This is a genomic window from Streptomyces luteolus (assembly GCF_029968015.1).
Taxonomy (GTDB): domain Bacteria; phylum Actinomycetota; class Actinomycetes; order Streptomycetales; family Streptomycetaceae; genus Streptomyces; species Streptomyces luteolus.
In genome coordinates, this window is the sequence record NZ_JASCIS010000017.1 from 156,669 (window position 1) to 169,276 (window position 12,608).

Sequence of the window (12,608 nt, forward strand, 5' to 3'; positions counted from 1 at the left end):
CCGTTCGTCGGAGGCTCTGTGGCCGGAACGGGCTTGGTGTGTGTACCTGGTGTACCTGGTGTACCTGGTGTACGTGGTCCTCGGAGGCGCCTTCAGGGGCCGCGGAGGCTGCTGGGCAACGTCAGGTGGACCGGTGGCGCGGGGCCCCGTGGCGCTCCCTGTGTGGGGGAGAAGGGCTGCCGGTCACTGGCCGGTGGTGCTGTGCTGCGGGCGTCTGCCGGTGGTCTGTCTGTCGGCGGTCTGTCCGGTGTGATGCGGGTGGTTCAGGGCGTACGGGTGGTCCAGGTCGCGCGGGTGCTGCGGGTGCTGCGGGTTCTGCCGGTACTGCGGGTGGATCAGGAGGGGCAGGTCGTTCAGGCGGGCCGGGCGGGGTTGTCCTGTGCCGGTGGCGTGAACTGGGCTTGCTCGTAAGGGCGTTGAGAGGTACGTCACCTCTGCCGCTTGCCCGGGTCAGAAGGCCAGCTCTGCGGGGTGCGCGGGTCGTACGCGTTCCCGGTCGACCACGTCCGCTTCCGTGGCCGCGTCGACCTGGTTCACGTCGGAGAGGGGCGTGGCGAGCGTCAGACCGCGGCTGCTGGGGGACGTGCCGTGCGCCTCGGCGCGGATGCGCTGCTTCATCGTGGGCGGCCGGGAGAGTTCGTACGGCTTCGCCTTCGGCGCGGGGGCCACGTACGGCGCCCTGGCCGGGGTCTCGGTGCTGCTGTTGCCGGCGGTGTCCTGCCGCGGTGCGGCCGGGGCGGCGGTGGCGGTGGTGATGAGGCCCAGGGAGGCGAAGAAGGCCAGGAGGGCGGCGACGACGACGGACCAGATACGGGTGACCTTGTTGGCAGCCACGATCTCTCACTTTCGGGTCGGAGGATTTGCGTACTTTCCTCATGATGTGTACGAGGCCCGAGAAGTGCGGGAGCCCGACCCGTGATTCGCGGATCTTCCGATGAACACCACCCGTATGGGCTCAAAGCGCCCAAGAGCGTCAAAGTGTTACGTTCCGTGGGGGGATCGGTGCGCATCGTGAGGACGTCTACTGCTGTACGCGGGGCGGGAGTTGAGTCGGCGGCAGGTCACCGATCGGTATCGATCGGTGTGTATAGTCGGGCGCCAGAGGTCCCCTACGTCAAGGAAAGACGAGGTAGCGCGGTGAAGAAGCTTCTCCTGGTCGCACTGGCCGCCATCGGCGGGCTCCTCGTGTACCGCCAGATCCAGGCGGATCGCGCCGAGCAGGATCTGTGGACGGAGGCGACTGACTCCGTGCCCGCAGGTTCGTGAGTCCCGAAAAACTCTTCACAAAGCCCCGGTCGCCGCAAGCGGCCGGGGCTTTGTGGTGCGGTGGCGGGGTTCGGGTCTGCGGTGTACGCGTTCGGTCCGTTCGGTCTGTGGCGTACAGCACGTGGCGATTTGCCTGCGTTAAGTAATTCCTTGCAGGAGCAAAGGGGTAAGGGATTCCGTCCCGGCGCAGACACCGCGGCGACCCGCGGTGCAGGATGGTCGCGGCCGGGCGACGACGGAGGGGGCGGGATGGAGCGGCGCGGCACCGGGCGCTGGACAGGGCGCGGGGCGCTGTGGGGGCTGGCGGCGGGTTCACTGCTGCTGCCGGCGCAAGGGGCCCACGCGGCGGAGGATCCGCGTCCGTATGTGTTCGCCTCCGGCGCGCAGCGCGTCGAGGGAGCCGAGGCCAGATCGGGAGCGCAGGAGCTCAACTCCGGTTCCACCTACCGCAGTTCCATCGGTCCGGGCCGGACGCTGTACTACGCCGTCGAGCTGGACTCGGACTCCAGCGTCTACGCGTCCGCCGTCGCCGTCCCCGGCTTCGGCACGGAAGTGGCGTACGGCGACCGGATCGCGGTGACCCTTCAGGACCAGGAGGGGAACACCTGCGGCTCCGACAAGGCCTCGTTCGGGGCGGCGGACTACGCGACTCCGCTCGCGGCCACCGCCGAGCGGCTGATCGACGGGGGCGGTACGCGCTGCCGCGAGACGGGCACGTACTTCGTCGTCGTCCAGCGCGGGAGCGCCGACGACTCGTCGCGGGCCGCCTGGGACCTGGAGTTGAGCCTGGCCGCCGAGCCGCGGCTCGCGGGCAGCCCGCCCACCGAGGCGCCGGCGGAGGCCCAGGACCCGGTCGCCCCGCCGCTCCCCACCGGGGCGCCCGAGGAAGCCGAGGGCGGCACCGGATTCAACGACGCGCGGCTCCTCGGGCACGGCGTGTGGCAGGACCGCGTCCGGCCCGGCCGGACGCGGTTCTACCGGGTGCCGGTGGGCTGGGGTCAACAGCTTTCCGCGCAGGTCGAGTTGGAGGGCGCGAAGGGCGCGAAGGGCGGCGGGGGCGGCGTGCCAAGCAGTGTGCCCAAGGCGCTGAACGTGAGCGTCCACAACCCGGCCAGGGCCACGGTGACCTCGGACGGGGAGAGCTACCGCGGCGACCCGGTCACCACTGCCCTCGAAGCCCTGGCGCCGGTGGCGTACGAGAACCGGTACGCGGCACGGCCCGAGACCAAGCAGATGCGGTTCCCCGGCTCGTACTACCTGAAAGTGACCCTCGACCCGGAACTGCGGGAGCGGTACGGCGAGGACGGTCTCACGCTGACCCTGCGCGTTGGCGTGACCGGCGAGCGGAAGACGGATGTCGCGTACGAGGGTGACGCGGGGCCCTTCCGGGTCGCCGAGGACGGCACGGACGCGCCGGTCGGCGGCTCGGGCGGGGCGGCCGGAGGCGATGACGACGCCGCGGCCTTCGGTCTGGGCCGCGGGGTGCTGTCCGTGGTGGCGACGGCGGGGATCGGCACGGGTACCGGACTGGTGCTCGTCCTGGTGCTGTGGACGCTGCTCGCCCGCCGCGTCGCCGCGCGCCGGACGGCCGACGAGAGCGCTTGAGCCCGGCGCTACCGGTGCAGAGCCCGTTCCAGGGCCCGCCTCCCCGAACTTTGCGGCCTAGAGCCGGCTCAGGGCCCAGAACCCCACCGCGTAACTGACCAGCGCGAGCAGCAGCACCGGCACGGCCACCTTCGCGGGCGGGCCGGGGCGGCGCCTGCGCCGGTGGGGGCGCGGACCGTCGGCCGCGAGTGCTCCCACGGGTACGGGCGCGGGTGCCGTCGGCGGCGTGGGTTCCCCGGCCGGGACGGGCCGTGCTGTGTACGGGCGGGTGAGCGGGTAGGTGTGCCCGTCCTCGTCGAACCGGTGGGCCGGTGGCTCCGGAGGGCCCGGAGGGTCCGGTGGCCGGACCGGCAGCGGTGTGGGCGGCGTCGAGGGCTGTGGCGGGGTGAGTGGGGCCGGGGGTACGGGCGTTGCGGCCGGGGTCGCCGCACCGGGGTGCCCACTCGGCGTACCGCCCGGCGGTGCCAGGTGGAAGTCGTCGGCCGGCCCGCGGGGTGCGGGTGCCGCGCTCGGGGCGGGAGGGGCCTGCGGCGGGGGCGGGGGTGCCGCCGCGGCGGGGCGACCCCGCGGGCCCTCGGGGCCGAATCCCGGGGGCAGCGGCCCGAGTTGGTCGAAGACCTCGACGATCTCGTCGTCGGGACCGGGCTCCGGCAGCAGCTCGGCCGCCGCGAGCAGGGCCTTGCGCGCACCCGCCGCCGTACGGAATCGCGCGTCCGGATCCGGCTGCAGCAGCGTCGCGAGGACCTGCCACAGCGGTCCCGGGATGCCCTGCGGGGCGTCCGGGGTGCCGTGGGCGGCGAAGCGCTGGATCAGCGCCTTGGAGTCCGGCTTCGCGCCCTCCAGGAGGTACAGCGCGACGAGGCCCACCGCGAAGAGATCGCCGGGGAAGTCGGGCTCTTCGCCGAGCATCTGCTCGGGCGCGAAGTAGCCGGGCGTCCCCACCACGTAGTCGGTCTCGGTGAGCCGGGGCTCGCCCTTGCGCATGGCGATGCCGAAGTCGGACAGGCGCAGATGCGGCCGGCCCGTGCCGGTGGCCTCCAGGAGGATGTTGGCCGGCTTGATGTCACGGTGCACGACGCCTTCCTCGTGCACCGCGGTGAGCCCGGCGAGCAGCTGGTCGAGCAGCGTGCAGACGAACGCGGGCGCCAACGGCCCGTAATCCCCGATCACATGGGCCAGGGAGCCGCCCTTGACCAGGTCCATGGTGAACAGGACCTTGTCGTCGTCGGCCGCCCAGCTGGCCGGGGCCAGGACGTGCGGATGGTCGATGCGCAGGGCCTGCTCGCGGACGAAGCGGAGCAGGGTGTGCGCGTCGCTCTGCTGCAGGACCTTGGCGGCGACATAGCGGCGCCGACGGTGGTCAAAGGCGCGCCACACGGCACCCGCGCCACCGCGGCCGATCGGGTCGACCAGTTCGTACCGGCCGGCGAAGACCTCACCCATGGCCCTGCTGCACTCCCCCTTCGTCCTGGACCGGGCGTGCTGAAACCGTTCAGCAGGAGCGTCTCGGTCAGCTCTGGTGCGCCTCGTAGTGGGCCACGGCGTCCGAGGTGCGGCCGGCGCCGTAGACCTTGAGGAACTCTGCCAGCTCGGGGTGGCTCGGGGCGAGGGCGTTCGCGGCCTCGATGATGTCCCCCGCGGCCGAAACGGAACGGAGCAGCGACTGGATCTCGCGGACCACGCGCTTGACCGTCGGAGCGCCCGAACTGATCGCCGTCTGACCGCCGTTGGTGAGAACCGAGCCGCCCTGCGACTTCTTGATCTCCTCCATGCGCTCGGCGGCCTCGGCGGCACTGACGCTGCCGTCCGCCACCTGACCGGCCAACTCCTGCAGGTGCTGGACCCGTTGGACCACGGCGGGGTTGCCGATCTTGGCCCGCTGACCGCTCATCAGCTGGGAGAGCATCGGCGCCGAGAGCCCCAGGACCGCGGCGAGCCGGGCCTGGTTGAGCCCCAGATCGTCGATGAGCCGCCTGAAGAGCGCCCCCAGCGGCTCCCCGTACCAGCTGCGCTGCAGCTCCCTGGCTCTTGCGGTGGCTTCCTGCTGTGCGGTGTCCATGGCGTCTCCCCTTCGCTGCTGCGAACCTCGCCGAGCATCTTACGGAGAGTGGTCGTTTACCGGGACCCCCAATCTTTTTGCGAGACTCGGGGGAAGACCCGGTACTCTGGTCTGCGGTGCACGGCCGACCGGGGTTCTTCCGGTCGATCAGCCGTTTCCGGGGCCTTAGCTCAGTTGGTAGAGCGCTGTCTTTGCATGGCAGATGTCAGGGGTTCGACTCCCCTAGGCTCCACTTGCACATAACCCTCTGACCTGCGGGAACGCAGGCAGGGGGTGTTTTTGTGTCGGTTTCCGACGGGTATCGCTCGCGCGGTGACGTCGAGCGCGCTCACGAGGGGCCGACGCCGGCCTGGAGCAGCACGGTCGTCCACACGTACGGACCCACGGACCGGACCTGGCCCCGGACGGTATATCCGTCGGGGAGGAGCCCCGCGTCGACCGTCAGGCGCAGCCTGTTGCCCTTCGCGTGGTCGGGATCCGCCGACGGCGGTGTGTGGGTGGCCCTCTACCGTGGCGGCGCGACCCGCCGCTGCACGGCCGGGGGCACGCTCGACCGGGAGATCTGCTTCCCCGCCGCGCTCACCACGGCGTGCGGCTTCGGCGGGACGGACCTGACCGACCTCTACGTCACCACGGCACGGCGTGCGCCTGACCACGACGAGCCGCTCGCGGGAAGCGTCTTCGTCGTGCCCGGCGCGGGCCACGGCCTCGCTCCCCCGGCGTTCGCCGGCTGAGGAAGACGGTCACGGTGCGGCCGCGCGGTCGCCCTCCGGCCGTACGGCGAGGGAGGAGGCGAAGGCTTGCGAGACCTGGACCAGCCACCGCACATCGGCGGAGAAATCCATATTTTCCGGGCTCATCACCGGCGCGGGTCCGGCGCCGCCCGCTGCCTTCTCTCCCGCTTCCCCGCCGCTCTGTCCGGGCGGCGCCGCGAGGGCGGCCGCGATATGTGCCGCCTCCCACTGCGCCCGCTCCTCCGCGCTCCGGTCCGGCCCCGGTGCCGTGGCCAGTCCGGGGGAGACCTGCCCGCCCAGAGCCAGACAGCCGTCTCTGATCTCGATCACCCGCCGGTGCAGGCGGAAACGCAGGTCCCACAGGGCAAAGAGGTCGCTGCGGGGAGCGGGCTGCAGGGACGTCTCGGGGTGCGCCCGATACAGGGCGTACCAGAGCGGGCGCAGCTTGCGGAAGCGGCGGTAGTCGGCCCACCACACCTGTACCGCCCGCACCCGCGGACCCCACAACGGCGCGGTCCAGCCGATGGTGTTCAGGATCATCCCCAGGGTCAGACAGGTCCGCGTGACGTCCGCCCACGTGGACGGGTCCCATCCGCGGTGTACGAGAAACACGTCCGCGAAGCGGCCGAGCGCATAGACGAGGTCGAGGCACGCACCGACCGCCGCAGTCCGCAGTCCGAGCCGCAGCCAGACATCCTCGGTCAGCCGGGCATAGAACCAGCACGCCTTCGCCACCACGGCCTTCCCGAGGGTGAAGGCTGTGAGGTAGACGACCTGGTAGGCCACGAAGTACGGCTGTTCCCGAGGGTGTGCGAAATTGTTCCGGGGGTGTCCGTGCAGCACGGACAGCTCGAAGAGGACCGCCATCGCCAACGGCACACAGGCCAGCAGCGCCAGCCGTCGGCGCGCGCGGACCCGGGCCTCCTCCGGCGCATGCAGCCAGTGGATGAGCAGCACCTGCTGGCAGGCGATCGCCGCGATGATCCACATCTGGACGGAAACGTTGTACCAGGTGACCGTGCCGAAGAGTGTCCCGGTCAGGCTGGTGGGGGCGGACATGGCGAGGTACATGCCCTGGCAGCCGAAGGACGCGCACAGGGCGACGACCGCCTGTTCCGAGCCGCGGCGCAGGGCGGGCGGGAGGGTGCGGACGAACGCCAGGCAGCAGATCGCCGCGCCCAGCGGGTAGCGGACACCGTTCATGTCCGGTTCCGGCGGCGCCAGTTGAGGGACCCCTGGATTCTGCCGAGCACCCCGTCCGTTTCGGTGACGTCCGCGCCGGGGTGCGAACGCAGACCCTCACCGATGAGGTACGCCATCACCTCCGCCTCCCGCTCCTGGGCGTCGGAGTAGCTGTCCCGGGACAGCAGGTCCTGCACCAGCGACGGGTCGAGGTCCGGGAACAGCTCGGCTACGGCCGCCGAATCGGCGGTCCCGCTGCGGTGGCAGCACAGCATGTGCGCCAGCTCGTGGGCGATGATGTGCTCCTGGTGGTGTCGGCTGGTGTGCTGCTCGTAGACGACGTAGTCGGCGTCCGAGAAGGCCAGCCACAGCCCGCACGGACCGGCGGCGTCCAAGGGCATGGGCAGTAGATGGATGGGTCGGCCCCGAGAGCTGCTGAGGTGGTCGCACAGGGTCATGAGGTCGTAGGACTTGGGCAACCCGGAGGCGGCCAGTCGCTGTCGGCTCTCCCGGCGCAGCGTCCGGAGGTCGGACCGGCGCCGGAGTCGCTGCAGGAATCGCATCGGCTCCCGGAGGTCGGATCGGCGCCGGAGTCGCTGCAGGAATCGCATCGGCGGTCTATCCCCCGGCACCCGCCGTGCCGCTGGTGTCTCTGCCCTCCGGGTCGTCGGCCGTTCCGTTGCCGCCGCCCGACTGCCCGCCGGAGGAGGCCGCCGAGCGCATCAGGCTGACCTCGTGGATGATGCGCGCCAGATGCTTCCGGCCGGAGTCGTCCATGCTCATGGCGCGCAGGGCGATGTCACGGACCTCGGCGTTGCCCATCGCCGAGGCGATGGCGAGCTGTGCGTCGACCCGCTCGGCGGTGTCGTCGTCGAAGAAGTACGCGGCAGGCACCCGGAAGAACGCCGCCAGCGCCTCCAGATGCCGTTTGGTGGGGTTGTCCCGCTGGCCGGTGCGCAACTGCCAGACGTACGTCTTGGAGAAGGTGCCGCCGCTCAGTTCGCTGCAGCCACGAGCGACCTCCTCGTAGGTGTACTCCTGGCCGTTGGTGCGGATCGTCCTGAAAAGTTTGTCGATCTTGTCGGCCAAGGGGGGCATCAACACTCCTTCTGTTCGCCAGTGTGAACCGGCTAGGTGGCGACAGCTCATCGTAGTTGACAGCCTTCCGTCTCGCACCTACCGTCGCACCGTCAGCTGAGATGGACAAGTAGGCCCTCGCTGACAGCTGTTACCAGTCGGCCGCTGCTGCGGTGCCAGATTCGGGAGGCTTGGGTGGGGAGCGTTTCTGCGTCGGAACGGACCGTCACGCACCGTGCGGCGGGCTGTGCGGATCTTGTGCCGGACCGGCTCGGCGCGCGCCTGAGGCGGGCCGCCGCCGACGTGCTGGCCGGTTGCGCGGCCGCCCTGCGGGCAGAGGGGCATCCGTTCGTGCAGCTCCCGGAGCTGTGGCGGGACACCCGCGCCCAGCTGGCACTGGCCGTCGCGGAGTGCTCCCGCGCCCTCGACGCACCCGGCCTGTCCCAGGCGGGGGGACATCCGGACCACGTACGAGGCACGGAGGTGTCCTTCCGCGCGCTCGGCGCCCGGTGGGCCGCCGTGGACCTCGGGCTCGCCGACTGTCTGGCTGCCCTGGACCGGCTCACGGAGGCGCTCGTCGCGACGGTGGAAGAAGCGGGCCGGGAGACGGGCGACGCCGGTGCGGCGGACATCGCACGGCGGGTGTTCGCCCGGTGCACCAGAGCCGCTGCCCACGGCTATGCGACCCGGCTGCGGGCGCACCGGCCGGCGCCGGGCGACGACTGCTGCGGTCGCATGGCCCGCGACGTCCACGACCACCTGGGCGGCAGCCTCGCCCTGGCCTTTCGCCACCTGGAGCTCCACCGGCTCAAGACCCCGTCCGCGGACGCGGACGCCCGGGGAACGGACCGGCACCTCGCGGCGGTCCACGACGCTCTGCGGGAGGCCATCACCCTCACGCGCGGCCTGGTGACCGGACTGCGCGACACCGACGGCTCGACATCTCCGACCGCCGCAGCCTCGTCCGCTTCGCCGACCTACCAGGGCTACTACAACCTGGGAGCCCGTGAACTGGAGCACGAGATCGTGCCCGCCGCCGCCGACCAGGGTGTGGGCATCACCGTCTGGAGCCCGCTGGCGGGCGGCTTCTTCAGCGGGAAGTACCGGCGCCGCCAGGACGTCTCCGCGGACTTCCGTCTGGCGCACGAGGGCCCCGCCTCCATCGCCCCGCTCACCGATCGCGAGCAGGCCTACGACGTGGTGGAGGTGCTCGACGGCATCGCCCGCGAGCGCGGTGTCTCGATTGCCCAGGTCGCCCTCAACTGGGTGCTGAGCAAGCCCGCCGTGACGTCCGTGGTCTTCGGCGCCAGCCGCCCCGGCCAGCTCCAGGACAACCTCGGCACCGTCGAGTGGGAGATCACCGCCGAGGAGCGGGAGCGCCTGGACGCGGCGAGCGACCGGCCCGCGCCCTACCCGTACTGGCACATGCGTGCGATCGCCGGTGACCGGGATCTGCCCGGAGACATCCTGCCCTGACCGCGGCCGCCTCCCCTCATCGTTCTGCCGAAGCTCAACCCAGGAGCACAGCTGTGCCCATTGCCGTCATCGCCCTGTCCCTCAGCGGTTTCGCCATCGGAGTCGCCGAGTTCATCATCGCGGGGATCCTCCCCGACATCGGAGCCGACCTCTCCGTCTCCATCCCCACCGCGGGACTTCTGGTGTCCGGATACGCGCTCGGCGTCGTCATCGGCGCCCCCGGTCTCACCGTTCTGTGTGCCCGCACCGAACGCAGGGCCCTGCTGATCCGGCTCATGCTGGTCTTCCTCGCCGGAACGGTTCTGTCCGCCCTCGCCCCCAACTACGGGCTGCTCATGGCGGGACGGGTGTTCTCCGCCCTCGCCCACGGCGCATTCTTCGGTGTCGCGATGGTGGTCGCTTCCGACCTCGTCCCCCAGGACCGCAAGGGGCGCGCCGTGTCCATGGTCGCCGCGGGGCTCACCCTCTCCACGATCCTCGGCGTCCCGGCGGGCACGTTCATCGGCCAGCACTTCGGCTGGCGCTGGGCTTTCTGGATGGTCGCTCTCTTCGCCGCGGTGGGCCTGGCGGGCATTGCATCGCTTGTTCCCAGGACCCCGGCGCCCGAGGGCACCGGGCTGCGCTCCGAACTGAAGGTGCTGCGCCGCCCGCAGGTACTGCTGGTCCTGCTCACCACCGTGCTCGGCTTCGGCGGCGTCATGACCTCGTACACCTACATCGCAGAAATGGTCACCGAGGTGACCGGCTTCGGTGACGGCGCCGTCACCCTGATCATGGTGCTGTTCGGCGTCGGCATGTTCGTCGGCAACCTGATCAGCGGCCGCGTCGCGGACCGCGCCCCCAGGAGCGCCATGTGCGGTGCACTGGCGCTACTCACCCTCATCCTCGGTGCGTTCACCTTCACGGTGCACGACAAAACTGCCACCTGCGTGACCGTCTTCCTCTTCGGCGCGGCCACTTTCGCCACCATCTCCCCGCTCCAGATGCGGATCATGGCCAAGGCCGGCGGCGCCCCCACACTGGCGTCGGCGTCGAACATCGCCGCCTTCAACCTCGCCAACGCCGCCGGCCCAGTGCTCGGCGGCACGATCATCGACGCCGGCCTCGGCTACCCCGCCCTCAATTGGGCCGGGGCCCTGGTCACCTTCGTCGGACTTCTCCTCGCCGGCCTCGGTGTGGCAGCGGAGCGCAAGGAGCGCGCCGCCACGCCGCCCGCCGTCCCCGCATCCAGCGGCAGCGCCGCCGCGCACTGAACGCCTTGAACTGAGGCCTTGAACTGAACGCCTTTGCTACGAAGGGAAGTCACCGTGGAAGCCTCCGTCCTCGACGCGCCCCGCAGCCCCACCACTCCCGCCTACGACCGGACCGTGTCCCGCGCGCTCGTCCACCGCTGGGCCCTGTCCGAGGTGTTCCTCACCGATTCCGTCGCCACCGGTGAGGGCACCTTCACCGCCGCCGCGCAACTTCCGCTCTCTCACGGGTACTTCCGCGACCACGCGGCCGGTCGGAGCTTCCACGACCCGCTGCTCGTCCTGGAGAGCTGCCGCCAGGCAGTCACCTACGCCTCGCACCTCCATGAGGAGGTGCCCCAGGACACCACGTTCATGGTCACGTCCTGGACGCTCGACATCACCGAGCCGGAAGCGCTCCGATGCGGTGAACGCCCCGGGGAACTGCGTATGGACGCAGAGGTGACCCAACGCGGCCGACGCGGCGGGCGGCTGCGCCGACTGGCCTTCGCCATGGACCTCACGCTCGACGGCCGCACCCTGGGCCGGCTCACCATGGACACCAACTGCACCCCCACCGACCAGTACCACGCACTGCGCCATATGCAGCGCGGCACCACCGTCCCCACGGCGTTCACCCTGCCCGCCGAGCCCGCCGGAGTGCCCGTCGACCCGGCCCGGGTACGCCGACTCGACCCGGCGAACACCGTCCTCGACGCCGTACAGCTGGACCCAGGCACTCTCACCGCGCGGCTCAGCCCCCGCACGCACCGCAATCGCAGCATGTACGACCACCCCTACGACCACGTCCCGGCCATGGTCTTCAGCGAGGCGGCCCGCCAGTGCGCCCTGCTGCTCGGCGTGGAGGACACCGTCACGCCGCAAACCGACGCCGGACGCGTGCTGCGGCTGCACGGCCGCTTCTTGAAGTTCGCCGAACTGGACGACGCGGTGTGTCTGACGGCCGCACGCGAGGGAGACGGCGGCCAGGAGACCTTCCGCATGAGCGCCGTCCAGCAGGACGAGACGGTGGCCGAAGTGCGCGTGGCGCTGGGCTGAGCCTTCCGGCCGCCCCGCTGCCCGCCCCTCTGCCCGCCCCCTTCCACTTTCCTCTTCCCTTCTCGCCTCCGGAGTCCTCCGTGACCACGGCACTGCCGACGACCACGCACGCTGTCGCGTTCTTCGACGTCGACGAGACGCTCACCACCGTCAAGACCATGTTCGACTTCTACGATTTCTTCCTGGAAGCCGTCGGGCACACCCCGCAGGAGCAGCGACGGCTCCGCCAGGACGCCCGCGACCTGCTGCGCCCCGGCATGCCCCGGGAACAGGGCAACCGGCTCTTCTACCGGCGATTCGCCGGCTACCGGTACGAGCAGACGGAGGCCGCCGGCCGGGCGTGGTTCGCACAGCACCTCCGGCACGGCGGCTTCTTCCACCGGGACGTCCTCGAAGCGCTCACGGCCCACCAGGAGCGAGGGCTGGCCACCGTCCTGGTCTCCGGCTCCTTCCCCGCCGCCCTGGATCCCGTGGCCGCCCACGTCGGCGCCGACGTGGTGCTGTGCACCCGCCCGGAGATCCAGGACGGGGTGTACACCGGGGACGTGCTGACGACGATGATCGGCGACGCCAAGGCCCAGGCAGCCCGAGAGCTCCTGCACCAGCGCGACATCCTCCCCGAGGAGTGCCACGCCTACGGCGATCACGTGTCCGACCTGGGGCTTCTTCGCCTTGTCGGTCACTCGGTCGTCATCGGCGATCACCCGGAGCTGCTGGCGGAGGCCGGCCGGTGCGGCTGGCAGCGCCTGGCGGGCGTCCCCGCCTGACCCACGCCGCCACAGTGGATCGAGGGGGATCGAGGGGGATCGAGGGGGATGGAGCCTGACCGAGTGAGAACGCCGTGGGGGGGGGGGGGGGCGGGGGCCCCCCCCCCCGCGGGGGGGGGGGGCCCCCCCGGGGGCCCGGGGGGGGCCGGGGGGG

Annotated in this window: 14 protein-coding genes and 1 tRNA gene; 8 read left to right on the forward strand and 7 right to left on the reverse strand. The window is 71.3% G+C overall.

Annotation, left to right across the window (positions count from 1 at the left end):
- Window positions 1–183: 183 nt before the first annotated feature.
- Window positions 184–432 carry a hypothetical protein gene (locus QIT00_RS18840; protein ID WP_282536453.1) on the reverse strand — a complete coding sequence of 83 codons (249 nt, stop codon included), beginning with the start codon at window positions 430–432 and terminating at the stop codon, window positions 184–186.
- A gap of 18 nt (window positions 433–450) precedes the next feature.
- Window positions 451–834: a DUF6344 domain-containing protein gene (locus QIT00_RS18845; RefSeq protein ID WP_282536454.1), complete on the reverse strand. Its 384-nt coding sequence runs from the start codon at window positions 832–834 to the stop codon at window positions 451–453.
- Window positions 835–1,137: 303 nt separating this feature from the next.
- On the opposite strand from QIT00_RS18845, the gene QIT00_RS18850 reads away from it, so the two are divergent.
- A complete protein-coding gene (locus QIT00_RS18850; protein WP_010467770.1) occupies window positions 1,138–1,266 on the forward strand; it encodes a DLW-39 family protein in 129 nt (42 codons plus the stop codon).
- A 249-nt stretch (window positions 1,267–1,515) separates the two neighbouring features.
- Window positions 1,516–2,871 carry a hypothetical protein gene (locus QIT00_RS18855; protein ID WP_282536455.1) on the forward strand — a complete coding sequence of 452 codons (1,356 nt, stop codon included), beginning with the start codon at window positions 1,516–1,518 and terminating at the stop codon, window positions 2,869–2,871.
- 57 nt (window positions 2,872–2,928) lie between these two features.
- On the opposite strand, the gene QIT00_RS18860 is transcribed toward QIT00_RS18855, so the two are convergent.
- Both QIT00_RS18860 and QIT00_RS18865 read right to left on the reverse strand, forming a co-directional pair.
- On the reverse strand, window positions 2,929–4,314 hold the full coding sequence (locus QIT00_RS18860) for a serine/threonine-protein kinase (protein WP_282536456.1): 1,386 nt from the start codon (window positions 4,312–4,314) through the stop codon (window positions 2,929–2,931).
- Between the two features lie 67 nt (window positions 4,315–4,381).
- Window positions 4,382–4,930: a helix-turn-helix domain-containing protein gene (locus QIT00_RS18865; protein WP_282536457.1), complete on the reverse strand. Its 549-nt coding sequence runs from the start codon at window positions 4,928–4,930 to the stop codon at window positions 4,382–4,384.
- Between the two features lie 159 nt (window positions 4,931–5,089).
- Between QIT00_RS18865 and QIT00_RS18870 the strand changes: the two genes are divergently transcribed.
- Window positions 5,090–5,162 (forward strand) — tRNA-Ala (locus tag QIT00_RS18870).
- A gap of 259 nt (window positions 5,163–5,421) precedes the next feature.
- Window positions 5,422–5,664, forward strand: a complete 243-nt coding sequence (locus QIT00_RS18875; protein ID WP_408909802.1) for an SMP-30/gluconolactonase/LRE family protein — start codon at window positions 5,422–5,424, stop codon at window positions 5,662–5,664.
- A 9-nt stretch (window positions 5,665–5,673) separates the two neighbouring features.
- On the opposite strand, the gene QIT00_RS18880 is transcribed toward QIT00_RS18875, so the two are convergent.
- From QIT00_RS18880 to QIT00_RS18890, 3 genes are all read right to left on the reverse strand, one after another.
- Window positions 5,674–6,867 (reverse strand): MAB_1171c family putative transporter, encoded by a 1,194-nt coding sequence (locus QIT00_RS18880; RefSeq protein ID WP_282536458.1) that lies wholly within the window; start codon window positions 6,865–6,867, stop codon window positions 5,674–5,676.
- Window positions 6,864–7,247: a toxin gene (locus tag QIT00_RS18885; RefSeq protein WP_282536459.1), complete on the reverse strand. Its 384-nt coding sequence runs from the start codon at window positions 7,245–7,247 to the stop codon at window positions 6,864–6,866. The genes QIT00_RS18880 and QIT00_RS18885 overlap by 4 nt, the downstream gene beginning before the upstream one ends.
- Before the next feature lie 217 nt (window positions 7,248–7,464).
- Window positions 7,465–7,944 carry a helix-turn-helix domain-containing protein gene (locus QIT00_RS18890; protein ID WP_282536460.1) on the reverse strand — a complete coding sequence of 160 codons (480 nt, stop codon included), beginning with the start codon at window positions 7,942–7,944 and terminating at the stop codon, window positions 7,465–7,467.
- A 174-nt stretch (window positions 7,945–8,118) separates the two neighbouring features.
- Between QIT00_RS18890 and QIT00_RS18895 the strand changes: the two genes are divergently transcribed.
- The 4 genes from QIT00_RS18895 to QIT00_RS18910 all read left to right on the forward strand — a co-directional run bounded on the left by QIT00_RS18895 (window position 8,119) and on the right by QIT00_RS18910 (window position 12,454).
- On the forward strand, window positions 8,119–9,399 hold the full coding sequence (locus QIT00_RS18895) for an aldo/keto reductase (protein ID WP_282536461.1): 1,281 nt from the start codon (window positions 8,119–8,121) through the stop codon (window positions 9,397–9,399).
- Window positions 9,400–9,452: 53 nt separating this feature from the next.
- Window positions 9,453–10,652: an MFS transporter gene (locus QIT00_RS18900; protein ID WP_282536462.1), complete on the forward strand. Its 1,200-nt coding sequence runs from the start codon at window positions 9,453–9,455 to the stop codon at window positions 10,650–10,652.
- 54 nt (window positions 10,653–10,706) lie between these two features.
- Window positions 10,707–11,687 (forward strand): AfsA-related hotdog domain-containing protein, encoded by a 981-nt coding sequence (locus QIT00_RS18905; protein WP_282536463.1) that lies wholly within the window; start codon window positions 10,707–10,709, stop codon window positions 11,685–11,687.
- 80 nt (window positions 11,688–11,767) lie between these two features.
- Window positions 11,768–12,454 (forward strand): HAD family hydrolase, encoded by a 687-nt coding sequence (locus QIT00_RS18910; protein WP_282536464.1) that lies wholly within the window; start codon window positions 11,768–11,770, stop codon window positions 12,452–12,454.
- Window positions 12,455–12,608: the final 154 nt, after the last annotated feature.